Source organism: Paenibacillus pasadenensis (assembly GCF_002864175.1).
Classification (GTDB): Bacteria; Bacillota; Bacilli; order Paenibacillales; family Paenibacillaceae; genus Paenibacillus_O; species Paenibacillus_O pasadenensis.
The window spans coordinates 1,245,358-1,266,521 of the sequence record NZ_NFEZ01000003.1; the positions used below are offsets into that span (position 1 = coordinate 1,245,358).

25 protein-coding genes are annotated in these 21,164 nt (G+C 48.6%); 2 read left to right on the top strand and 23 right to left on the bottom strand.

The features are described from left to right. Positions 1 to 2 precede the first annotated feature (2 nt). From merP to B8V81_RS09140, 18 genes are all read right to left on the bottom strand, one after another. On the bottom strand, positions 3 to 326 hold the full coding sequence (gene merP, locus B8V81_RS24730; RefSeq protein ID WP_127464349.1) for a mercury resistance system substrate-binding protein MerP: 324 nt from the start codon (positions 324 to 326) through the stop codon (positions 3 to 5). Positions 327 to 342: 16 nt separating this feature from the next. Beyond that, a complete protein-coding gene (merT, locus tag B8V81_RS24735; RefSeq protein WP_164820105.1) occupies positions 343 to 648 on the bottom strand; it encodes a mercuric transport protein MerT in 306 nt (101 codons plus the stop codon). An 11-nt stretch (positions 649 to 659) separates the two neighbouring features. Next, on the bottom strand, positions 660 to 911 hold the full coding sequence (locus tag B8V81_RS09065; RefSeq protein WP_084137143.1) for a hypothetical protein: 252 nt from the start codon (positions 909 to 911) through the stop codon (positions 660 to 662). Continuing rightward, complete coding sequence (gene merR / locus B8V81_RS09070; protein ID WP_028598742.1) at positions 908 to 1,333, bottom strand: mercury resistance transcriptional regulator MerR; 426 nt, start codon at positions 1,331 to 1,333, stop codon at positions 908 to 910. Before merR ends, B8V81_RS09065 begins: the two co-directional genes overlap by 4 nt. A 110-nt stretch (positions 1,334 to 1,443) precedes the next feature. Next, complete coding sequence (locus B8V81_RS09075) at positions 1,444 to 3,555, bottom strand: heavy metal translocating P-type ATPase (RefSeq protein WP_028598741.1); 2,112 nt, start codon at positions 3,553 to 3,555, stop codon at positions 1,444 to 1,446. Further along, positions 3,548 to 3,913, bottom strand: coding sequence for an ArsR/SmtB family transcription factor (locus tag B8V81_RS09080; RefSeq protein ID WP_028598740.1), 366 nt, complete (start codon positions 3,911 to 3,913; stop codon positions 3,548 to 3,550). Before B8V81_RS09080 ends, B8V81_RS09075 begins: the two co-directional genes overlap by 8 nt. Positions 3,914 to 4,107: 194 nt before the next feature. Then, positions 4,108 to 4,329, bottom strand: a complete 222-nt coding sequence (locus B8V81_RS09085) for an SHOCT domain-containing protein (RefSeq protein ID WP_052333175.1) — start codon at positions 4,327 to 4,329, stop codon at positions 4,108 to 4,110. Between the two features lie 96 nt (positions 4,330 to 4,425). Then, positions 4,426 to 4,755 (bottom strand): four-helix bundle copper-binding protein, encoded by a 330-nt coding sequence (locus B8V81_RS09090; protein WP_084137141.1) that lies wholly within the window; start codon positions 4,753 to 4,755, stop codon positions 4,426 to 4,428. A 64-nt stretch (positions 4,756 to 4,819) separates the two neighbouring features. After that, on the bottom strand, positions 4,820 to 5,479 hold the full coding sequence (locus tag B8V81_RS09095; RefSeq protein WP_084137138.1) for a YdhK family protein: 660 nt from the start codon (positions 5,477 to 5,479) through the stop codon (positions 4,820 to 4,822). A 396-nt stretch (positions 5,480 to 5,875) separates the two neighbouring features. Beyond that, positions 5,876 to 7,171, bottom strand: a complete 1,296-nt coding sequence (locus B8V81_RS09100; RefSeq protein WP_028598738.1) for an IS110 family RNA-guided transposase — start codon at positions 7,169 to 7,171, stop codon at positions 5,876 to 5,878. Positions 7,172 to 7,287: 116 nt separating this feature from the next. After that, positions 7,288 to 8,244 (bottom strand): F510_1955 family glycosylhydrolase, encoded by a 957-nt coding sequence (locus tag B8V81_RS09105; RefSeq protein WP_028598737.1) that lies wholly within the window; start codon positions 8,242 to 8,244, stop codon positions 7,288 to 7,290. An 82-nt stretch (positions 8,245 to 8,326) separates the two neighbouring features. After that, positions 8,327 to 9,409 carry a sensor histidine kinase gene (locus B8V81_RS09110; RefSeq protein WP_028598736.1) on the bottom strand — a complete coding sequence of 361 codons (1,083 nt, stop codon included), beginning with the start codon at positions 9,407 to 9,409 and terminating at the stop codon, positions 8,327 to 8,329. Then, positions 9,406 to 10,098: a response regulator transcription factor gene (locus tag B8V81_RS09115; protein WP_028598735.1), complete on the bottom strand. Its 693-nt coding sequence runs from the start codon at positions 10,096 to 10,098 to the stop codon at positions 9,406 to 9,408. Before B8V81_RS09115 ends, B8V81_RS09110 begins: the two co-directional genes overlap by 4 nt. 31 nt (positions 10,099 to 10,129) lie before the next feature. Then, positions 10,130 to 10,762 (bottom strand): TVP38/TMEM64 family protein, encoded by a 633-nt coding sequence (locus B8V81_RS09120; protein ID WP_101808188.1) that lies wholly within the window; start codon positions 10,760 to 10,762, stop codon positions 10,130 to 10,132. Then, positions 10,759 to 11,388: an NAD(P)/FAD-dependent oxidoreductase gene (locus B8V81_RS09125; protein WP_028598733.1), complete on the bottom strand. Its 630-nt coding sequence runs from the start codon at positions 11,386 to 11,388 to the stop codon at positions 10,759 to 10,761. Before B8V81_RS09125 ends, B8V81_RS09120 begins: the two co-directional genes overlap by 4 nt. Positions 11,389 to 11,405: 17 nt before the next feature. Further along, positions 11,406 to 13,835, bottom strand: a complete 2,430-nt coding sequence (locus tag B8V81_RS09130) for a heavy metal translocating P-type ATPase (protein ID WP_028598732.1) — start codon at positions 13,833 to 13,835, stop codon at positions 11,406 to 11,408. Between the two features lie 79 nt (positions 13,836 to 13,914). Next, positions 13,915 to 14,115 (bottom strand): copper chaperone CopZ, encoded by a 201-nt coding sequence (gene copZ / locus B8V81_RS09135; RefSeq protein WP_028598731.1) that lies wholly within the window; start codon positions 14,113 to 14,115, stop codon positions 13,915 to 13,917. 23 nt (positions 14,116 to 14,138) lie between these two features. Beyond that, positions 14,139 to 14,462, bottom strand: a complete 324-nt coding sequence (locus tag B8V81_RS09140; RefSeq protein ID WP_036631816.1) for a metal-sensitive transcriptional regulator — start codon at positions 14,460 to 14,462, stop codon at positions 14,139 to 14,141. Between the two features lie 257 nt (positions 14,463 to 14,719). Between B8V81_RS09140 and B8V81_RS09145 the strand changes: the two genes are divergently transcribed. Continuing rightward, positions 14,720 to 16,321, top strand: coding sequence for a multicopper oxidase family protein (locus tag B8V81_RS09145; protein ID WP_028598729.1), 1,602 nt, complete (start codon positions 14,720 to 14,722; stop codon positions 16,319 to 16,321). A gap of 200 nt (positions 16,322 to 16,521) precedes the next feature. Here the strand turns inward: B8V81_RS09145 and B8V81_RS09150 are convergent, their stop codons facing one another. The 4 genes from B8V81_RS09150 to B8V81_RS09165 are packed head-to-tail and all read right to left on the bottom strand — an operon-like array spanning position 16,522 to position 19,774. Further along, positions 16,522 to 18,852: a VirB4-like conjugal transfer ATPase, CD1110 family gene (locus B8V81_RS09150; RefSeq protein ID WP_028598728.1), complete on the bottom strand. Its 2,331-nt coding sequence runs from the start codon at positions 18,850 to 18,852 to the stop codon at positions 16,522 to 16,524. Next, on the bottom strand, positions 18,845 to 19,210 hold the full coding sequence (locus tag B8V81_RS09155) for a PrgI family protein (protein WP_101808189.1): 366 nt from the start codon (positions 19,208 to 19,210) through the stop codon (positions 18,845 to 18,847). Before B8V81_RS09155 ends, B8V81_RS09150 begins: the two co-directional genes overlap by 8 nt. Positions 19,211 to 19,234: 24 nt before the next feature. Then, on the bottom strand, positions 19,235 to 19,564 hold the full coding sequence (locus tag B8V81_RS09160; protein ID WP_101808190.1) for a hypothetical protein: 330 nt from the start codon (positions 19,562 to 19,564) through the stop codon (positions 19,235 to 19,237). 24 nt (positions 19,565 to 19,588) lie between these two features. Next, on the bottom strand, positions 19,589 to 19,774 hold the full coding sequence (locus B8V81_RS09165; protein ID WP_101808191.1) for a hypothetical protein: 186 nt from the start codon (positions 19,772 to 19,774) through the stop codon (positions 19,589 to 19,591). A 164-nt stretch (positions 19,775 to 19,938) separates the two neighbouring features. Here B8V81_RS09165 and B8V81_RS09170 point away from each other — a divergent pair, with 164 nt between their 5' ends. Beyond that, entirely contained in the window at positions 19,939 to 20,274 is a 336-nt protein-coding gene (locus B8V81_RS09170) for a helix-turn-helix domain-containing protein (protein ID WP_101808192.1), read from the top strand. A 21-nt stretch (positions 20,275 to 20,295) separates the two neighbouring features. Here the strand turns inward: B8V81_RS09170 and B8V81_RS09175 are convergent, their stop codons facing one another. Next, a complete protein-coding gene (locus B8V81_RS09175) occupies positions 20,296 to 21,135 on the bottom strand; it encodes a VirB6/TrbL-like conjugal transfer protein, CD1112 family (protein WP_228551416.1) in 840 nt (279 codons plus the stop codon). Between the last annotated feature and the right edge of the window lie 29 nt (positions 21,136 to 21,164).

Sequence of the window (21,164 nt, forward strand, 5' to 3'; positions counted from 1 at the left end):
TTTTATCCTCCCGTTACACCAAATCCATATTGAGTAACCGATGCTTGAATCTGCTTCAAATCGGTTTTCTTATCATCAAAGGCAACCGTTACTTTCCCTTTGCTTCCCATGGGTTCAATGTCTACTTTGCTGACCCCGTCTACCTTTTGAATTAAATCTTGAATGACAGAAGGCGGGCAACATTCCAGTCCCGTCACCGTGAACACCACCGATTGATTAGCAACAGCTGTACTTTGCGCAGCTATCGCTGATTTTTCATTGTTCCCACATGCCGTACCCAATACTAACAGTGATAATAACACCATAATTCCCATTGTTGCTCTCACACAAAACACCTCTTTCTTATAGCATTCCTGTTTCAGCCAACCCTAAATAAAGAAATGCACCTAAAACTAAAATGGTCGTCATCCATAAGGTGATGACCGTACTTTTATTTTTGCGTTTGCGTCCATAAACCAAATAAAACGAAACACCAAGAAATACTAACGTCATGATCATTAAAAACAATTGGTACTGGATTGAAAAAATCGCAAGCGTTCCCGCCAAACCTGATAATCCAAGGGGAATGAGGATTATGGGTCCGAGACAACAGCTGGACATCAGAAAAGCCGATAATATCGCTCCCCAGCTTGTTAGTTTTTCTCTCAATATCATTCACCTCATTTTCGCTCTGGAACCGCGCAGCAGTCGTGTGTTGCATTAGCTTTTTCTTTTTTGTCAGCTCGTTTGAACATCATCCAAAGAGAAATCACAAATATAACGGCAAAAATAACACTAGCGGCGGTCTGATGGACAGCAAAATAAGCACCAAACGTAGTACCGGCAAGCAGAGGAAGAATCAAAACGAGATGACAAGGACACGAAAGCAGAGCTAAAAAGCCCCATCCCCATTTTTTTGTATGTTCTTTCATTTGATTTCCTCCTTTTCCTTTGGATCATCGTCAATCAACGCTTCGATGATTGGGCATTCATGTATCGCTTTTTCATCGGGACAGCGGCCTTTTAGATCTTTTAGCATCGTTTCGATTCGTTGAAGATCTCTTATTTTTAACCGGACATCTTCAAGCTTTTGAACAACGAAATCATTCATATCCGCACATCGCACATCGTCTTTGTCCACGACGCCAAGCAATTTATCAACTTCGGAGAGTGTGAAACCAAGCTCCTGTATGCGTTTAATGAACGTGATTCGGTTTATCGTATCTTCCGGATAAAGCCTGTAACCTGCCTCCGACCTTACAGGTTCGCTAATCAAACCTTTTCGTTCATAATATCGCAGTGTTTCTTTGTTAACGTTACATAGTTTGGCAATGTCTCCAGAACGGTATTTCATCTTTTCTCACCCCGTAATTAAATATAAACCCTGTACCATAGTACAGGGTCAATGATTATTTGTCTTTATGTTAAGTCGTATTGCGTAGACATACGGTGGAGGAAGAGCCATCACTCTTTCTTGGTTCGTAACAAACGTAAGCTATTTAGCGTGACGATCAGTGTTGCTCCCATATCCGCAAAGATAGCAAGCCATAACGTGAGCCATCCCGGCACAATGAGCACCAAAGCGATCAGCTTAATGATCAGCGCAAAAGCAATGTTTTGCTTAATGATTTTCAGCGTGTCACGGCTTAATCGTATCGTAAAGGGCAGCTTCGTTAAATCATCAGCCATAAGCGCAATATCTGCCGTCTCTAATGCCGTATCGGTACCGGCTCCCCCCATGGCAATCCCTACCGTTGCACTGGCCAAAGCCGGGGCGTCATTAACACCATCGCCAATCATCGCAACTTTACCGGTTTCTTTTAATTGCTTGATCGCTTCAAGTTTCTGCTGCGGAAGCAGTTCGGCCTTGACTTCACCTATGCCCACTTGCTTGCCAATCGCTTCGGCCGTCGCCCGGTTATCGCCGGTGAGCATGATCGTTTTTCGAATGCCTAACGCATGGAGCTTTTGGATCACATCACGACTGCTGTCGCGAACTTCATCGGCAACGGCGATTAAAGCTAGGGGTTTGGTTTCTGTGCCAAGCACCATAACCGTTTTCCCTTGTTTTTGTAAGCGCTGGGTTTCCTTAACCATCCGCTCGTTCATTTTAGACAACTCATCAAACAGCCGCGGACTTCCAATATAGTAGGTCGTGCCCTGAATGACAGCTTTAGCACCCTTTCCTGTGATGGAAGTAAAGTCTTGAGTCTCCCACTCGGTTAAGTCTAAGCCTTCATCATCAGCTTTCCGCACGATAGCCGAAGCTAATGGATGTTGGGACCATTTTTCAATCGCCGCCGCGATACCAAGTGATGATTTTTCGTCCTCGCCTTCGAAAGTAACCATATCGGTGACCACCGGAACACCCTTTGTTAACGTCCCGGTTTTATCAAAAGCAATGACCGATAGATGGCCGGTTTCCTCTAAGTGAATCCCGCCTTTAATGAGTACGCCATTTCTCGCAGCGTTACCGATGGCCGTTACAATGGACACTGGCGTGGAAATGACCAGCGCGCAAGGACAGCCCACGACCAGCAGGGCGAGTCCCCGGTAAATCCAATCTCCCCAGGCTGCGCCAAACAATAAGGGAGGAACCACCGCAATACCTAAAGCCAGGACAAGGATCGCCGGTGTGTAATATTGCGCAAACCGGTCTACAAACGCTTGGGAAGGTGCCTTTTCCGCTTGCGCTTCTTCCACAAGATGAATGATTTTGGCAATCGTCGTATCCTCTACCCGTTTGGTGATTTCAACTTCCAATAAGCCTTCTTCGTTTAACGTTCCGGCAAATACATCGTCACCCTCTGTTTTTTCCACTGGAACGGATTCGCCGGTAATGGCCGCTTGATTGACGGCCGAACGTCCTTTAATCACTTTGCCGTCCATGGCAATTTTTTGTCCGGGTTTCACGATCATGATGTCACCAATGGCAATATCATCGACGTTGATCTGGAGCTCCTGTCCGCCACGCCGAATCGTCGCTTCCTTGGGGGCCACATTCATGAGCGAACGAATGGAATGCCGCGCTTTTTCCATGGAGAAACTTTCGAGGGCTTCACTAATCGCAAACAGAAAGACGACGGTCGCCCCTTCCATCCACTGCCCGATGGCAGCAGCTCCAATAATCGCGATGGTCATAAGCGTATTCATGTTGAAGTTAAAACGTACCAAGCTTCGAATGCCCTTGATAAACAGCTCATAACCACCAATCAGGATCGCCAAAGCAAATAACATGAATGATGCCGGATGTTCTTCACCAACGAACCAACCCGAAATGAGGAAAATAGCCGATAACGCCGTTGTGATCGTCGATCTCCGTTTCCAGAACGGCTCTTTTTCAATGGATCGCTGCTCTTTTTCCGGATACACCTTTAAACCTTCAAATGCACCGGCCTTCTCCAGCTCCTGAACGCTGGCCTCACCGTAGACCGAAATTTTAGAGGCGCCAAAATTCACCTGCGCATCCTCGACCTCGGGGAGTGCCTTAACATTTTGCTCAAATTTCGCGGCGCAGTTCGTACAAGTAAAGCCTTGGACTCGATATACACTTTTTTTGCTTGCAACATCAGACATGGACTTTATCCTCCTTCCCATGCTCAAAGGCCAACAAAACAAATTGCTTCACATGTTCATCATCCAGCGAATAAAAGACCAATTTTCCCTCTTTCCGGTACTTGGCCAAGCCCATGTTGCGGAGCAAGCGCAGGTGATGGGATACATTAGCAATAGTCGTTCCAATGATATTAGCCACGTCACAAACGCACAATTCCTCTTCTTGGCATAATGCCAGGGCAATCTTGACTCGCGTTTCATCGGCCAGTGCCTTGAAGATTTTTGCCATACGCTGTGTGTCGCTAGTCTCCAAACTTTGCTTTACCCGATTCACCTTGTATTCGTCGTAACAAAAAATTTCACACACGTCTTGTGCCATTATCATCACCACTCATTCAAATGTTTGTTTGATTATTTTAATATAAACTATTAAAACAATCAAACAAATATTTAAATACAGGTTACGTAGGTACCAGTAGTTTATCCAAGTCAGTTGAATTTCCGATCAATAACCGCGCCAAGGATAAATGTCCTATTTAAGCAGATAAGCCGCCCAATGGCTGGGCGGCTCGATTATTTCCTTAAAAATGTTTTTTTATGTTCGAACTCTTCATCATTTATTTCCCCGTTTACATAACGCTCTTTTAAGGTCATCAGAGGACGATCTTCAACTCTGCTTTTTCTCATTAGGGATCGGATAACCGCGTAAATCACCACGATCAAAAGCAGAAAACCGATCCCCATCATGACACACATCATAAACATCATGGAACCATCCATCATCGATCCGTCCATCACTATAATTGACCTCCCCTGCTACTTTATTCTCAACTCATTTAAAAACCCCCTAATGCTCTAGGGGGTTGACGAAATAATTGACTGCGCCAATCATTAAGCGGCCATCGCCCGGCAAGCTTTCGCACAGGAAAAGCACGCTTCGGCACAACGCTGACAGTGCTCGTGTTCATGCTTTTTGCACTCATTCCCACAAGCTTCACAAACCTCGGCACAGATCCGGCAGATCTCTTTCGCGTAGGAGCTGTTCATCGACATCGCTTGCGCGGCGAAGGCACAAATGTCGGCACATTCCCGGTCCAAACGAATACATTCTTTCATCACTGCGACATGATCTTCTTTTAAACAAGCATCATAACAGTGATTGCACGCTTGCATACAACGGATACATTCCTCAATGCAGGATTGAAATTGTTCGTGTGACATGGGTGGTTAGCCTCCTTTTGTTTCTTCTATTGTTTTTTACCCCTTACGGGAGAAAAACCGTCAATTAATGTTTCATGCCCGGCATGTTGCTCATATCATGGCCACCACTGTTACCGGTATTTGGCTGTGACCCCGATCCCGCCGGTGAAAGTTCACTGTCGGTTACCCATTTATGATTTTTCACCGGTTCTCCACCTGTGGTCGGCGTGTAATCGACCATATAAACCGTCGTATGCTCCGCTGAATCAATGGTAGCTGTCGCACCTTTCATCCCTGGCATGTGATCAGCCTCCAAGGTAACCTGTGCCCCCGGTTTCAACGCTTCCGCACCGGGATTTTTCAATTCTTCATGAATTACCCATTTATGATTCTTCACCGGCTCCCCACCGTTTGTTGGAGTGTAGGATACCGCATAGGCTGTCGTATCATAAGCTCCGACAATCGTTGCTGTAGCACCTTTCATCCCTGGCATGTGGTCCGTTTGCATGATGACTTGACTTCCGACTTTAAATTTTGGATTCTGGGCTTCTTTTAATCCAGCAGGCACTTCGCCTGAGCTGGAATGATTCATACCGGAATGATCGCTTTGCTGCCCGTTATTGCTGTTCGTAGGAGCCGGGGGCGTTGTATTCGGCGGTGTACTCGGATTCGCTGTATTATTGCCACATGCAGTTAATACGGCAATCATAACAGCGGCAATGATCATAACTAGTTTTCTTTTCATGTCAAAACCTCCCACTATAATTTAATGTTTTCTCGCTTTTTCTCACGCATTCTTAGATTTTCAACCATCGACTCTCTCAAGAGATGGAGAAGTCATGTAGACGTGGAATAATTTTCTGAAGTAGTCGGTGACGGGAATAGAGATTGGAACACATTTCCCAATCTATGGGCGATTCATATGACCGCACCTTGGATGTCCACTCTTGCTCCTCGACGACTTACCCTCCCATGTCACGCTGGGTCTATGCCCTTACATTCCTTCGTTCTATCTCTCGAGGTGTGGATGCCGTTTCTTGCTCCTTTACTGGGTCGTTGCCCTTACGGAATTAGATCCTACGGCTGCTCCGTGCTTCAGTTGTCGTTGGTTGATTTCAAGTTCGGGTGAGGATGGTTTGAATTAAGCTGCTACCTGTAACTGAGCCTGACGTACCGGCCCTAGAACGTCGCTTGCTTGGTACGTAATACGTTTGGTGCCTAGCGTGTACAAGACTCGAATCAGCTTACCGCAGAGTGCTACAAGGGATTGTTTCTTCTTCAGCGGGTTCTGACTTCGTGTCGTGAAATAGTGGTGCATCGCCTTAAACTCGGTGTTCTTGGCGACCATCGGCATCACCGCCCGGAACAGTAACGCCCGGAGCCTGGATCTGCCGCGCTTTGTAATCGTTGATTTTCCTTTTTTCTTTCCTGAGCTGTTTTCTTTCAGGTTAAACCCTGCGAGTCGGATAATCTGTTGACCGTGGTCGTAGCCGCTGAGATCTCCGACTTCTGCTAGGAAGCCGGCGAGCGTCACGACGGCAACGCCAGGGATAGTCAGCATTTCTTTTGTTCCTGGAATTTGAGCGAGCAGTCGCTCGACTTCCGTCATGATATCTTCAAGCTGTTTGGCGAACATCTCGTACTGCTCCAATAGCGTTCGCAGCTCGATTTTCGCCGCTGACAGGCCTTGCGTCAGCCCGATGGAGGTCCTCGCAGTTTCAATTAATTGAGTTGCTCGCTTAGGACCGACAGCGCGCTTCACGTCTTCCTTCCAGCGACGCACGATTGCGCTGGCACCTAGTGCCACAATTTCGCTCGGTGTGGGGAATTCACTCAGCGTAATCAGCGAAGCCTTGCCTTCCCAGTCCTTAAACACCTGACCGTACTCCGGAAAGAAGCGGTCTAACCAGTTCTGTACCCGGCGCTGGACCTGGCCAAAGTTCACCATGACCTTCTCCCGAAGATTCATCAGGATCCGAAGGTCTGCGTAGACGCCCACCGGCAATTTCGGTTCGCTGTACTTTCCGCTTCTCACAAGATCGGCGATGACTTTAGCATCTTTGTAATCGTTCTTCGTTGGAGAGTTGTCTTCTAGTTCTTTACTTTTGCTCACGTGATGCGGATTAACAACGACGACCTTTACATTCTCCCGTTGCAGAAATTCAGCCAATGGAAACCAATAGTGTCCGGTTGGCTCAATCCCCAAGACGATTTCTGCCTTGTGATGACGCTGCTGGAGCTCTTTCATCCACCGTACGAGCTTCGATAACCCTTGGTGGTCATTGCCAAATACACAGTCTTTGCCGAGTTCGATTCCGCGGAAATCGACGGCTCTTGCAACGTGCCTTTGCTTGGCAATGTCGGCTCCGACAACAAGAGTTGTATCGGTAATTTGTAGAATGCGTTGATTCTGCTTCCTGGCGTGTTTATACTTCATTGTAGAGTGCCTCCTGTGCTGGGATTTGTTCTTTGGTCGGAACGTTCCCCAGTATACAGAAGGTGCTTTTTTCATTCAAACCTCGAATTCATTCATTACAGGAATGGCTCCTGTTATCAATTGATAGCTTGTCCTTGGTTGGCAATTTTATTCCAATCAGTCCCATAATCAGTGGACACATAAACATCTTTTTTTTCGGTGGCCAAGGCGAGCTCTTTCGGATTCGCCGGACTTCCCGTTAGGTACGATATCCCGTCACCGTTTTGCACCGGCGTTTTAATGGCGGTCGGTTGTTTCGTTTGCAGATTAATGCTGACCAGTTCAGATTTTCCGGTACCGATCAGCAGTTCCCCTTGATCCGTAAAAGCTAACGCGGAAACCGGCTGGTCCGTATAAAGAGCAGCAAACGTTTGCCCGTTATCGTTGGAAAGATACGCCCCCGAAGTGGTGCCGATCGCCACAATCGCATCCTGTGTCGGATGCACCGCGAGCGCCGTAATCTGTCCGGAAATACCGGACATAGAGCTGCTTATCCAGGTATTGCCCTCATCTCGGCTGTAAAACAAACCCGCAGCCTTCATTTTCGAATTCGGTTCGGGATTGATCACATACAGGGTATGTGTCCGATAACTCACGCTCATGCCATGAAGGTCAACTTCGCCCTCCAAAGCCAAAACAGTAATCGCTTTTCCTTCATCGGTACTTTTAATCAGACCCATGGGATTTTTGTAACTAGAACCGACTGCGGGATGACCGCTGCTGTAAAAGCCGTTATCGGTCATGGAGAAGCCCATATAATCATGCTTCTCCCCTGGGGCGTCACTCCACTTGCCATCAGCGTAGACTTTTATCCCGTTATGTGCAGGGATGAAAAGACGTTTGCCGTCGCTGGAGTAGCCAAGACCATGAATGTGCGTGAAAGCAGCGCTTCCCGTATCATGGGAGCCGTGCGGATCGTCGCCCGTTTTCTTGGAACATGCTGTGAATACTGCGGTAATGGCAACTGCCATCACGAGTGTGATGATCTTTTTCAGGAAAACGTCCCCCCTAAAACTGATTTTCTCTATATTCATCGTCGCAAATCAGACGATTTGCAGGATAGTATAAGTTTACCCATCACTTGTGAAGATCCTGTGTAGATGAGCAGATGTTGGTTTAAAATAAACGGTTTTCTTTCGGAAGTCGGATCATAAACGTGGTGCCATGCGTACTTTCTGCCCACACCTGCCCGCCATGAGCGGTGACGAGCTTTTTGACGATGGTTAACCCCAAACCGCTGCCGCCGGTTTTCCGATTACGTGATTTGTCCCCCCGGTAAAATCGCTCAAAGATATACGGTAGATCCTCTTGCCCAATACCGCTGCCCGAATCCTGCACGCGAATCAGTACGTCTTGTTCTTCCTCGGCAGCCTCAATCTGCACCTGTCCATGTTCCGGCGTGAATTTTAGAGCATTGCTAAGCAGATTCACGAAAATTTGGATCATACGATTCCGGTCCGCAAAAATTTGAATATTCGGGCTACAGCGAAACGAAAGCCCCACGTTTTTTTCCAGATAAGCCGCAGCCACGAGATCCACCCCTTGGGCAAGTATCGCATCGAGAGGTTCTCGCTTTCGTTCCAATTGAAAAGCCGGTGAATCCATATGCGTTAAGTCTTCCAGTTCAGCTACCATTTGCGTGAGCCGTTCAATTTCTTCGAAACACGCATGGATACGCTCCGGGGTTGGTTCCCAAACCCCATCTTCAAATGCTCGCATATGGCTTTTCAGCGTGGCCAGCGGCGTGCGAAGTTCGTGCGCAATGTCTTCGGTCATGGTGATCCGAAGCTGCTCTTGTTTATGCAACTGCGCGGCCAGTTCGTTCAGCGAAGTGCCAAGCTCTGCAAGTTCGTCATTGCCGCCGATCATAACCCGCGTATCGAGCTGCCCGTCCGACATCCGTTCGGCAGCCTGTTTCATGTCCACAAGCGGCCGGGAAATCCGTTTTGCGATATAAAAACCGATCAGAACCGCAAGAATGATCGAACCGGCGAACGTCAACATAATCGATTGGAAAAGCGCCTGCTCCAAGTGATAATCGAGTTGCGACACATCATGGTTCATGCCTGCCGCTTGGTCATGGAACATGGAAATATGGTAATGCGTGGCCAGTATCACGCTTAAGGTCGAAATGAGCAGGATGCACGTCGCGGTACCGATAATGATGAAAGCCAGGCGTGTGTGCAGTCGCTTGTTCATGTCGTGCCCCCTGCAAACCGGTAACCTAGGCCGTATACAGTCACAATATACTGCGGATTCTTCGGGTCCGGTTCAATTTTGTGGCGTAAGTTTTTTACGTGCTGATCGATGGTCCGCATATCGCCATCAAAGGCGTAGCCGAGTACCTTATCGACCAATTCCTCACGCGTAAAATGCCGCTGTGGATATTTGGCCAAGGCAAGCAGCAGCTTATATTCATTCGGTGTTAAATTGACCGGTTCTCCATGGCAGAACACCGTATGTTTCAGCGAATCAATGTCGAGATGGCCATCGTTAAAGGATAACCGGTCGGCAAGCAAATGACCGTCATCCGTTCGGCGCAAGATCGCCCGGACCCGGGCCACGACCTCACGCGGATCAAACGGTTTGGTCAAATAATCGTCCGCCCCCATGGACAACCCTTTGATTCGATTGTTTTCAGATACCTTTGCAGTAAGCATCAGAATGGGTACCGAATTCATCTTCCGTATCGTTTGGCATACCTGCTCCCCATCCATATCCGGAAGCATCAGATCGAGTATCACGAGATCGACGGACTCCCTTTGCAGCGCCTGCAAAGCTTCACTCCCTGTCGCGGCTTCCACCGCCTGAAAACCTTCTTTTTTCAGATAGGAAACCACGACATCCCGAATTTTTCCTTCATCATCCACCACCAAAATCGTCTTCATCAGGTCCTCCTAAACAAAAATGATTTACGGCTCACCCCGCGTTGCTGCTTTCCCGCTTTCTCAGCCACCAATACACAACAAACACCACCAGCAGAAAGACAGCGTAGATCAATAATGTCCACAATACATTGCCGAGATCGGAAAGCAGTTGATCGCCAATAACGGCAAATACAAACATCACCGGTATTTTCCCGATCAACGTAGCGGCCATAAAGGTGCCAAACCGCATTCGACTGATGGCTGTATAGATATTGACGAAAGCAGCAGGCACAAACGGAATCAGTCGGGCGAGTAACACTGCAAAAAACGCATTGCGCTCCATTAAGGCTGTAAATTGGTCCACTCGTTTGAATTTGGCCAAGAGCCTCATTCCCTGCTCCTGAAAAACGACCCTCACCAACAAAAATAGCAGACCAGCAGCAAGGGTAGAGCTGAGGATATTGAATACCCCACCTAAAAAGGGGCCATATTTGGCCCCTATGATTCCGGCAACCACGCCATATGGAACAACAGGAATAAGGGCGAGTAACACGGCTGCGCCAAACAGCAGCATGAGATGATTGGCGCTATCATCATCCAACCACCGAAGGATCGGATCTTTGTTTAGGATGATGACGATGACCCCGATCACGTAGCCGAGAAATAAAAGCCGTTTCTTCATCATCCGTTGCCGCACGCCGTCATATGTTGAAGTTCCGCTATCGTCAGGCGTTCAACGAATCTCGAGAATTTTTCTTTCTTTTTCCCTAACTCTTGAAAAATCGCAATTAGACGTGTAACGAGGGGGATAATCCGATCCTCCGGAATGCCTGAAGCGTATAACTGGCCGAGACGGGCTTTGATGCCCTTGGCTTCGCCGCCGACATAGATATCGTACACGTCATTCATCTTCACGACCGCGATGTCTTTGAGCAAAGGCTCGCTGGTGCCGAGTGCACATCCGGCATACCCGATTTTTAAAGGACTTGGGACTTCTTGGCCGACAATGGCCTGATCAAGCTGTACCGCCACGTTAAGACCGGCATCGTCGGCTCCCCTGCAAAAATTGCAGGTGATCAAATTTTTCGTATAAAATCCTGCAGGTTGGATGTCTAAACCGGCTTCTTTCAATTGGACTTGTACAGTATCGATCCGGTCGTCCTGCATCTCCACATAGAGCTGTTTAAAAGTGGTCAGTTCGATCTTGGCATCGTCTCCCACAATGGAACCCAGTATAGCCAGTTGCTCCGGCTTAAAGAGAGAACCGCCTTCCTGGAACCCCGGCGACACCGCAAATTTCTTGTAAGCCAATTTCCCCACGCTCCTTCTTACAATTTCGCCCGCTGCAGCCGGAGGGCATTGAGTACAACCGAAACCGAGCTGAACGCCATCGCTGCCCCTGCCAGCCAAGGAGCTAAAAATCCTGCCGCGGCAATCGGGATGCCGATCACATTATAGGCTAGCGCCCAAAAAAGGTTTTGCTTGATATTGGTCATCGTTTTGCGGCTCATCAAGATGGCATCCGGAATGCTGTTCAGATCGCCGCGCATCAGCGTTACATCAGCAGCTTCCATGGCCACATCGGTGCCGGTGCCAATGGCCATGCCAATATCGGCGGTAGCCAGTGCCGGGGCATCATTAATGCCGTCGCCAACCATGGCCACTTTCTCGCCCGATTGTTGCAATTTTTTCACTTCATCCGCTTTGCCTTCGGGCAGGACTTCCGCGAGTACCCGGTCGATCCCGACCTGACGGGCAATCGCCTGGGCGGTCCGTTCGTTGTCTCCTGTGATCATCACCACATCAAGCCCCAGTTCTTTGAGCCGGGCAACGGCTTGCTTGGAACTCTCCTTGATCGTATCGGCCACCGCGACGATACCCGCATACTGACCATCGACGGCCACCAGCATGGCTGTTTTCCCCGATTCTTCAAGTTCATTCATCTGCTGGAAAGCCGGCTGCGCATCGATCTGATTGCTCGCCATCCATTTGCGTGTGCCGATCAGCACATGTTTACCATCGACGACCGAGCGAAGACCAAACCCCGGTACCGCTTCAAACGCCTCGGCTTCCGGAAAAGCAATGTTTCGCTCCCGAACGCCAGCGACAATGGCTTCCGCAAGCGGATGCTCGGAGTTTTTCTCGGCTGCCGCCACGATAGCAAGGAACCGGTTTTCATCCATGGATTCCGACACGATCACATCGGTGAGTTCGGGTTTTCCTTTGGTCACCGTACCGGTTTTATCCAGTACAACGGTCGTAATTTTGTGCGTCGATTCCAGGTGTTCGCCACCTTTAAACAAGATGCCGAGCTCCGCCGCCCGGCCGGACCCGGCCATAATCGACGTAGGAGTAGCCAGGCCAAGTGCACAAGGGCAGGCAATCACAAGCACCGCAATGGCTTTTTCGAGAGCACCGGCGAAATCACCGGGCGCGACACCGAAATACCAGACAAGGAAAGTGACTACCGCAATCCCGACGACAATCGGAACAAAGATGCCGGAGATCACGTCGGCTATGCGTTGAATCGGGGCTTTCGAGCCTTGCGCTTCTTCCACAACTTTGATGATTTGCGCAAGGGCCGTTTCTTTGCCAACCTTGGTGGCCTGAATGCGCAGCATACCGTTTTTATTGATCGTTGCCCCGATCACCGAGTCGCCCTGCCGTTTGCTGACTGGGATGCTTTCGCCCGTCAGCATCGATTCATCGACCGAAGATGAACCTTCCAGCACCATGCCGTCAACCGGCACTTTTTCACCGGGTTTCACGATCACAACATCACCTGCAGCCACGTCCTCAATTGCAATGGCCACTTCCTGACCTTCTCGCACGACCAGCGCCGTTTTGGCCTGCAGGCCCATCAATGTTTTAATGGCTTCCGATGAACGCCCCTTCGCTAACGCTTCAAACAGTTTACCGAGCACGATCAGTGTAATGAGGACCGCGCTGGTTTCGTAGTACATGGCTGGCTGATGGGCATGCACGTCATTCGCCCACTGAACCGTTAAATACAAACTGTAGAAATAGGCGGCCGATGTGCCGAGCGCCACCAATACATCCATATTGGCGCTGCCACCCCGAAGCGCTTTATATGCGCCGACATAAAAGGGGCGTCCGACGATAAATTGAACGGGCGTGGCCAAGATCAATTGAAACCAAGGGCTCATAAAAAGATCCGGCACCCAAATCCAAGCCGTAAACGAAAAGTGACCGACCATGGCCCATAACAGCGGCAGCGACAAAATGGCGGACAGCAGGAACCGCTTTTGCTGCGCCTTGATTTCTTTCTTCCGATGGTCTACCGCCTCTTGCTGATCCTGTTTGAGCGCTGCCTTGTATCCGATCTGTTCCACTTTCTTCACGATATCCGAAGTGGACACTTCGGTAGGCGAGTATTCAACGTGAGCCGTTTCCAGCGCCAGATTAACGGTCGCTTTTGATATGCCAGGCAATTTGTTGAGCCCCTTCTCGATCCGAGCGGCACAAGCAGCACAGGTCATGCCGCTAATGTCAAAATCCACCGCTTCTTTCACGGTATCATAGCCAATGTCTTGAATTTTTTTTTCGATTAGGGGAATATTCACTTTATCCGGATTGTATGTAACGGACGCCTGTTCAAGAGCAAAGTTCACATTGGCTTCCGACACACCTTCCAGTTTGCTTAAGCCTTTCTCAATCCGGTTTGCGCAAGCGGCACACGTCATACCCGCTATTTGCAGCGTCGTTTGCTTGTTTTGCTGTTCTGTCGTGTTTTGCATGATTTCCACCTTTCTCATACCCCTACAGGGTATATAAATTTGTAAAAAGAAAGGCCACCGGTGGCGGCCTGTTTACTTGTTAGGCGACGTCGTACCCTTGTTCTTCGATAGCTTCTTTTACCGCATCCAAGGACAATTTATTTTCGTCGTATTCGACCGTCACTTCGTTGTTTTTCAGGTCCACATGAGCCGAACCGCCGATTTCTTTGACAGCTTTCTCAATCGAATTTACACAGTGTTGGCAGGACATGCCGTTTACTTTTAGCGTTGCTTGTTGCATATAAAATTCCTCCGATAGTTGTATTATTTCATTAATTTATTAACCGTAATCAAGAGTTCGTCAATGACTTCACTTTCCCCGGCCTGGATACGTTCCACCACGCAGCTCTTCATGTGTCCTTCGAGCAGCAGTTTGCCTACGCTGTTCAAGGCCGACTGAATCGCAGCGATCTGGTTCAGTACATCATCACAATAAGTATCCCGCTCGATCATGCCTTTTACTCCGCGAATTTGGCCTTCGATCCGATTCAGACGGGAGATCAAATTACCCTTCGTTTTGTCCGAATGATGGCTCTTTCTTTCGCTGTCCGCAGAGCAACAGGAATCGTCGGTTTCGTTTATTACCACTTCCTCTTGGTTCGCCACGACTTATCACCTCACACTCCAAATATACAATACCCCCATTGGGTATGTCAAGGCAAATGTTTTATTTAGATGCTCCCCAAAAACAAATGATGCTACACGTTAAACAATGACGTTCTTACAGATGCCTTCTCCTTATCCCTGTCGTTTTAGGTGGATCTTCTTTCTCTTACATAAGTTCTACATATACATCGTCTATCATGGATTTATCGGGATGCAAATACAGAAAGGGATGATAAACAATGAAAACTGGCTGGAAACTCAAGAGCGTCATGATCATTGGCGCTTTTTCTATTGTATTGGCTGGTTGTGCCGGTTCGCCCAGCGGAATGAGCGGAATGGATCATTCGAAAATGAATATGAAGGGAACAAACGAACCTCAGAAAACAACAGATGTTCAAGCAGTAAAGTCTCAGGTATTGACGGGAAAAGTAATTAATTTGACCGCGATGGAAAGCAATCAGGAAATCGCCCCCGGTAAGACTCTACCAGTATGGACGTTCAACAATTCCGTTCCAGGCCCAGAAATTCGGGTAAAGCAAGGAGATACGATAAAAATCAATCTGAGAAACCAACTGTCGGAGCCAGTCACGATTCACTGGCACGGCGTTCCTGTACCAAACGCCATGGACGGCATTCCGGGCGTAACACAAAATGCCGTGCAGTCGGGCCAGTCGTATACGTATGAGTTTAAGGCAGATGTCCCGGGCACCTATTGGTACCACTCTCATCAGGATAGCGTGAATCAGTTGGATCGCGGATTATACGGATCTTTTGTGGTGGAAGGAAAAAACGATGAAAAAGTAGATCGGGACTTCACACTGATGCTGGATGAGTGGATGAGCTCTGGAAAGGGTATGTCCGGCATGGCCATGTCGGGGATGGATATGTCTGGCATGGATCACAGCGGCATGAATATGCACAGCGGCGATTCCTCATCCAAGGAAAGTAATACGAATTCCATGCCTATGGCGCATGATATGAGCATGTACGATCTTTTCACGATTAATGGGAAATCTGGATCGCTTGATCAGCTTCCGGTCAAACAAGGAGATAAAGTACGTATTCGTTTGATCAATGCTGGGTACTTGTCTCATCAAATACATTTGCATGGGCATGAGTTTAAAGTCATCGCAACGGATGGCCAGCCGGTAACCAATCCAGGTATCTTGAAAGATAGTGTGCTCAGTATTGCTCCGGGAGAACGTTACGATATGGAATTTATTGCCGACAACCCCGGCCAATGGTTGATTGAAGATCATAGCAATAATAAAGCTGCATCGGGCATGAGAGCCATGATTGTTTATAACGGGGCTCCAGCGTCTTCCGACAAATCCAACGCTTCAGAGAAACTTTCAGCAGTTGACTTGGCCCAATACGGCGAAGCCGGTAAAAAAGCCTTTTCGCTTAATCAAAAATATTCATTAGAATATACGATGAACCTGAACACTGAAATGAAAGACGGCAAAATGGCTTATACCATTAACAACAAGACATTTCCAGACACCGATGCGCTGACGGTCAAAAAGGGCGATACCGTTAAAGTACGTCTCGTGAACAACTCCAAGACCGATGATCATCCGATGCATTTGCACGGTCACTTTTTCCAGATATTGAGTAAAAACGGAGTTCCCTTCAAGGGTTCTGCCATTATCAAGGATACATTAAACGTGAAGCCGGGAGAGGAATACGAGGTCGCCTTTGAAGCGAATAATCCCGGCGACTGGATGTTCCACTGCCATGACCTGCATCACGCTTCTGCCGGCATGGTAACGGAGTTGAAATATACAGATTATAAGAGTGATTTTGTGGCTGATCCGAACGCAGGGAATAAACCGGAATAATAGTAAACATGGGGATGGTCTAAACCATCCCCTTTATGCTGTTGAGATCGAGGAGTAGCGGATAAGCCCCCACTCCCCATTTATCAAATTGTAAGTTTCCTAACAGCCAAGATTTACTGGTGAAGAGTCCATGAGAGATGTATATTAGTGCTTAAGCGGCTGATCCTGTTTGCGACCAGCCGCCTACTGCTGTTTATCCATTACTCTCCGGGCTTCGTTGTCATTAGGCCATACAGTTTCGTGTGCCGCGGGAACTTGTCGGTAAACGGTACGAGGGAACTACCTACCTTCATCAGACCATTCCCGGCGTCAACATTCGTAATGTAGGACAGTTGCAGGTCCGAAATGTTGAGCAACTCGGCAAGCTCCATCCGGTCGGTGCTGGCCTGATTCAGCATGACGATGAATTCACTGTTTGCAAGCATGGTGCGGGCTGTATGACTTTGCAGCAGATCGTCCACATTTTGCGTAATCCCTGTGCAAAAAGCGCCATACTTACGGACACGCTTCCAGAGCGTGAACAGAAAGTTGGAGCTGTATTCGTGCTGGAACAATAGGTAGATTTCATCAATAAAGATAAACGTATTCTTGCCTCTGGCGCGATTTTGCGTAATCCGATTCAAGATATTGTCGAGTACGACCAGCATGCCGATGGGAAGAAGCTGCTTGCCCAAGTCGAGAATATCGTAGCAAATCAGCCGATTGTGGACGTTGACGTTGGTCGATTGGGCGAACGTATTCAGACTGCCGGAAGTAAATAATTCAATGGCCAGCGCGATATCCTGCGCCTCCGTTTCTGCTTGCTTGAGCAGCTCTGCGCGAAAATCCTGCAATGTCGGCGGCTGTCCCTTATAGTTGCTCCGCAAATACTTGCGGTACACAGCGGCGGTACAGCGATCGATGAGCGACTTCTCCTTGGCTCCAAGCTGATGTCCACCAGTCAACTGCTCGCACAACGACAGGACGAATTCCGATTTAAGAATGATCGGATTGGCTCCGTCGCCATAATCCCGGTTCATATCCATCGCATTGATATGGTTCGACGAAGTAGCAGAAATGTGAATCGTCTCGCCACCCAGCGCATTTACCAGAGCGGAATACTCCCGCTCCGGGTCAATCAGGATAATGTCGTCATCGCTCGCCAATATCTGGTTGACGATTTCCCGTTTCGCGGCAAAGCTTTTACCGGAACCGGATACGCCAAGGATAAAACTGTTTCCATTCAGCAGTTGCTTTCGATTGGCGACGACCATATTTTTGCTGATGATGTTTTGCCCGTAATAAATGCCGTCTGGATGCACGATCTCCTGCGCTCGAAACGGAATAAAAACAGCCGTACTTTCAGTCGTGAGCGTCCGCAAAGCATGTACCTTTCGCAGCCCATACGGTAGCACCGTATTCAAACCGTCCATTTGCTGATAGGAGAGCGTAGAAAACTGGCACAAATGCTTGCGAGCCGTAGTGAGCAATGTCTCCGTATCGCTATCGAGTTGTTCTTTGCTGTCCGCGACATGCACCATCGTAAGTAATCCGAACATCATCCGCTGGTCGCGTGTGGTCAGGTCGCTAAGAAACTCCTTGCTTTCTTTGCGCTGCTGCTCCATGTCGTAAGGGATGACAGCAGAAAAGTTGTTATTGCGATTTTGCCGCCGCTGCCAATTCGTAATGTTCGTTTCCACGCCGAGCAGTCGATTCTCCACTTCGCGGACAGCTTCGTCGGTCGGAATCGGGATCACATCGAGCGACAGCAGCAAGTTGCGGTTCAAGTCGCACAGTTCGGCTACCATGCTGTCCTTGATGTAGCTGGCGTAATCACGCAGAAAGATGACCCGACCGTAGTATTCTCCCATCCGAAAATGATCTTTGGCAAACTCGAAGGTGTCCGGGCAAATGTAATCCTTGAAATCGTGACCCTTGCGCATCATCTCCTGCATGTCGAAGCGAAAATCGGCTTCCTCGCCAATCCGGAAGAAGTCATGCAGAATGCGCAGGCGGTCAGTCGCATCAAGTTCAGTACATTTCGAGCCGAGACGAGAGAAATGCGCCGTCAACTCCGTGCCGACCCGCGCGAAGTAATGGCGAGCTTCATCCACGTTCTTTTTAACTACGGAAATGGTGATGTATTTCTCTTGAATCGTCCCATTTGTGTTGCCATCGGTCGCTTTACCAAGCAACATGTCGTTGTACTCCTGCCGATACACATCCAGCCCGTCGTGCTGGAGCGGAATAAGAATGGAACGTTCTACATCTGCCTGATTAAGCCGCCGATTGTGAATCGTAATCTTCGTCGTCGCGCCGCTGTCAAACGAATTAAGCAATTCGGAGTAGGAAAGGAACATCGTCTCCTTGTCCTCTCTCGATGCGACAGCGTAGTTTATGTCCGCGAAACGGAACGACTTTGAGAATTTGTTACCTACAGCAAAAATCCCGTCCGGCCAGATGGCGCGGATCGGGATCGCTTGTTGTACGCTTTTGGGAATGACTGACCGTTCCTTGTCCTGCTTCATGGTGCGCCTGAGCGTCTTAATCATTGCGCTTCATCCTTTCTTGCTCACGCTTGTGCAGGCTTCCTTTTAGCGCTTCGTAGTATATGTTGGTCGAGCGGAAGACAAGCCGTCTTGGCATCAGAAACTCCGACTTCACATACGCCCACAATAGTTGCTCCGCCGTCATACCGTGATAGCGGATAAACCCGAGCGCGGCGCAGGGAGCTGCCCCCAATATGCACATCCAACTGAGCGTTTCCAGTCCGAAATGACTGCGCAGCCCGAAATACAGTCCAATCGCCGCAGCGACCGCCAGAACAGAAAAAAAGAACTGCCGCAAGGACAGTCCGAAGAACAAGCTTTCCGTATAATCCCGGATTTCCCGGTTGATTTTCACTTCCACTTTTATCCCTCCCGGATGAGCAGTCTACGCCTCAGGCTCGTTGCGTTCAGGTTTGATCAGTGTGTCGTCATCATATGGCACAGGATTGCTCAATAGTTCCACAGCAAGCTGAAAACCATCCCTCATCCCTTGTAAATATAACCACTCATTCATAATCGCTTGCTTAAAATGGTGTTTGTCCTCCCAAACATCAAATTCAGGCATGCGCTCCATTTCCATACCAGCAAACAAGGCTTGAAATGCTTTCTTTTCTTCAGCACGAACACGCTTTAGATCGGAATGATGTTCGATTCGTGCAGAAACGTAGTCCAATCGACCTTGAATAGCTGTTCGAAACCACGGTGGAATTTCCATTGACTGCTTCCCCCCACAATTCTTTTACCTTACCTGCTGCCTCCGCTTGGCTTTCATGTGATGATAGCGGGCTACTAGCTGATCGACCTTCTGACTTTGCTCTTGAAATGCTTGATGGCCGGATAAAGAAATGGATTGCTTTATTAACTGTTCACCAAGCGTATTCAGCTTTCGCCGCTCATCTTCCAGCTCTCTTAACAATTCGTTCATTTATCCATCCTCCCGTTTTTATTGTGAGAGCCGACATTTTTGAATGAAACACGTTGTATGTTAGAAGACTACTTCGATGGTAAGTTTTAACCTCATTTATGTCAATTGTGTGCTTCTCCATAATGGGAGTTATAAACTCATCCCCTTTAAAGAGGTGACGCTTGATGATAGGTTACGATAAAAAGAAGGTGGGGCAACGCATTCGGAAGCAACGAGAGGCTTTGGAAATTTCTCGTGAACAACTGGCTGAACGAATTGGACGGGTCCCAAGATTTTGCGCCGATATTGAACGAGGTAAAGCCGGAATGTCCATTGAAACGATGTTCAGCATTTGCAATTTGCTCAAGCTTTCTCCTAATGAATTGCTTCTGGGTCAAGAGGAGAGCGGCACACCTTACGATGAAACAGCATTGATTATGGCTGCGCTCAATCAATGCACAGAGAAGCAGCGTAAGGATGCTTTGGCGCTATTGAAGCTTTTTTTGACCGCAATCCGATAACTCCCATCATTCACAAGGTGGTTACAGTCCCATCATTTCGCGCACGATGCGATCTGCCATTTTTACCGTACCGACAAGAACGAGCATGTTGAAAATGAGTTCCCCGATATACGTCCACACCATCGTAACCGCGCCCGCACTAGAATCGACGGCTGGGGGGGCGGTGGCAAAAGCAGAATAAATGATACACGCCAGTACAATAATCGCGCCTTCCAGACACGCTGCCGCGTATCCTTTCAGGAACGACTTGCCGATATTTTGGCTTGGCTCCCCCGCAAATGCGGACAGCGGAACGGGGGCTATTGCCGTATACAAATAGATACGGAAAAAGCGCCCGTACACCGAAAGGATCATCACAAAGGATAGCACCGTAATGAACAAACTGCCGAGAATGGTGACGATCCACAGCGGAATGCTTTGCCAGAAGCCAACGTCTTCAATCGCTTGCGCTACCGTATCCGGCAAGGCCATAGCCTCTGTCGTTCCAAACCCGGAGCGTCCCATCATCGTTGAGATGATCCCCTGTACAATCGTAAAGAGAGCCATCATCAACTCCAGACCATAGGTTACGACCGCCTTGGCGAGCACAAAGCGGATAAACAGCTTGACGGCCATCTCCGGCCTTTTCACTTCCGCAAAACTGCCGGTCGACTTCACCACGCCAATCACAAAAAACAAAACCAGAAGCGCCAGTCCCGTCGCCTGCAACGCACCGTGAATATCTGTGATGACACGCCAAACGCCCCCACCCTTAAAATCCGCTGGCGATTGCGTAACGAGGCTCCAGATTTCATTCATCTTATCGTTCCAGGTATCCAAGGCATTTTCGAGGTTGTCGATCACCCAACTGTTTTTTGACACATGCTCACCCCTTCCGTAAACGGGGAACA

Excerpts from the sequence above, each read along its gene's own strand:
- B8V81_RS09065 (WP_084137143.1), bottom strand. The coding sequence starts at position 911 with ATGAAAGAACATACAAAAAAATGGGGATGGGGCTTTTTAGCTCTGCTT.
- merR (WP_028598742.1), bottom strand. The coding sequence starts at position 1,333 with ATGAAATACCGTTCTGGAGACATTGCCAAACTATGTAACGTTAACAAA.
- B8V81_RS09075 (WP_028598741.1), bottom strand. The coding sequence starts at position 3,555 with ATGTCTGATGTTGCAAGCAAAAAAAGTGTATATCGAGTCCAAGGCTTT.
- B8V81_RS09080 (WP_028598740.1), bottom strand. The coding sequence starts at position 3,913 with ATGGCACAAGACGTGTGTGAAATTTTTTGTTACGACGAATACAAGGTG.
- B8V81_RS09085 (WP_052333175.1), bottom strand. The coding sequence starts at position 4,329 with ATGGACGGATCGATGATGGATGGTTCCATGATGTTTATGATGTGTGTC.
- B8V81_RS09090 (WP_084137141.1), bottom strand. The coding sequence starts at position 4,755 with ATGTCACACGAACAATTTCAATCCTGCATTGAGGAATGTATCCGTTGT.
- B8V81_RS09095 (WP_084137138.1), bottom strand. The coding sequence starts at position 5,479 with ATGAAAAGAAAACTAGTTATGATCATTGCCGCTGTTATGATTGCCGTA.
- B8V81_RS09100 (WP_028598738.1), bottom strand. The coding sequence starts at position 7,171 with ATGAAGTATAAACACGCCAGGAAGCAGAATCAACGCATTCTACAAATT.
- B8V81_RS09105 (WP_028598737.1), bottom strand. The coding sequence starts at position 8,244 with ATGAATATAGAGAAAATCAGTTTTAGGGGGGACGTTTTCCTGAAAAAG.
- B8V81_RS09110 (WP_028598736.1), bottom strand. The coding sequence starts at position 9,409 with ATGAACAAGCGACTGCACACACGCCTGGCTTTCATCATTATCGGTACC.
- B8V81_RS09115 (WP_028598735.1), bottom strand. The coding sequence starts at position 10,098 with ATGAAGACGATTTTGGTGGTGGATGATGAAGGAAAAATTCGGGATGTC.
- B8V81_RS09120 (WP_101808188.1), bottom strand. The coding sequence starts at position 10,762 with ATGATGAAGAAACGGCTTTTATTTCTCGGCTACGTGATCGGGGTCATC.
- B8V81_RS09130 (WP_028598732.1), bottom strand. The coding sequence starts at position 13,835 with ATGCAAAACACGACAGAACAGCAAAACAAGCAAACGACGCTGCAAATA.
- copZ (WP_028598731.1), bottom strand. The coding sequence starts at position 14,115 with ATGCAACAAGCAACGCTAAAAGTAAACGGCATGTCCTGCCAACACTGT.
- B8V81_RS09145 (WP_028598729.1), top strand. The coding sequence starts at position 14,720 with ATGAAAACTGGCTGGAAACTCAAGAGCGTCATGATCATTGGCGCTTTT.
- B8V81_RS09150 (WP_028598728.1), bottom strand. The coding sequence starts at position 18,852 with ATGATTAAGACGCTCAGGCGCACCATGAAGCAGGACAAGGAACGGTCA.
- B8V81_RS09160 (WP_101808190.1), bottom strand. The coding sequence starts at position 19,564 with ATGGAAATTCCACCGTGGTTTCGAACAGCTATTCAAGGTCGATTGGAC.
- B8V81_RS09165 (WP_101808191.1), bottom strand. The coding sequence starts at position 19,774 with ATGAACGAATTGTTAAGAGAGCTGGAAGATGAGCGGCGAAAGCTGAAT.
- B8V81_RS09170 (WP_101808192.1), top strand. The coding sequence starts at position 19,939 with ATGATAGGTTACGATAAAAAGAAGGTGGGGCAACGCATTCGGAAGCAA.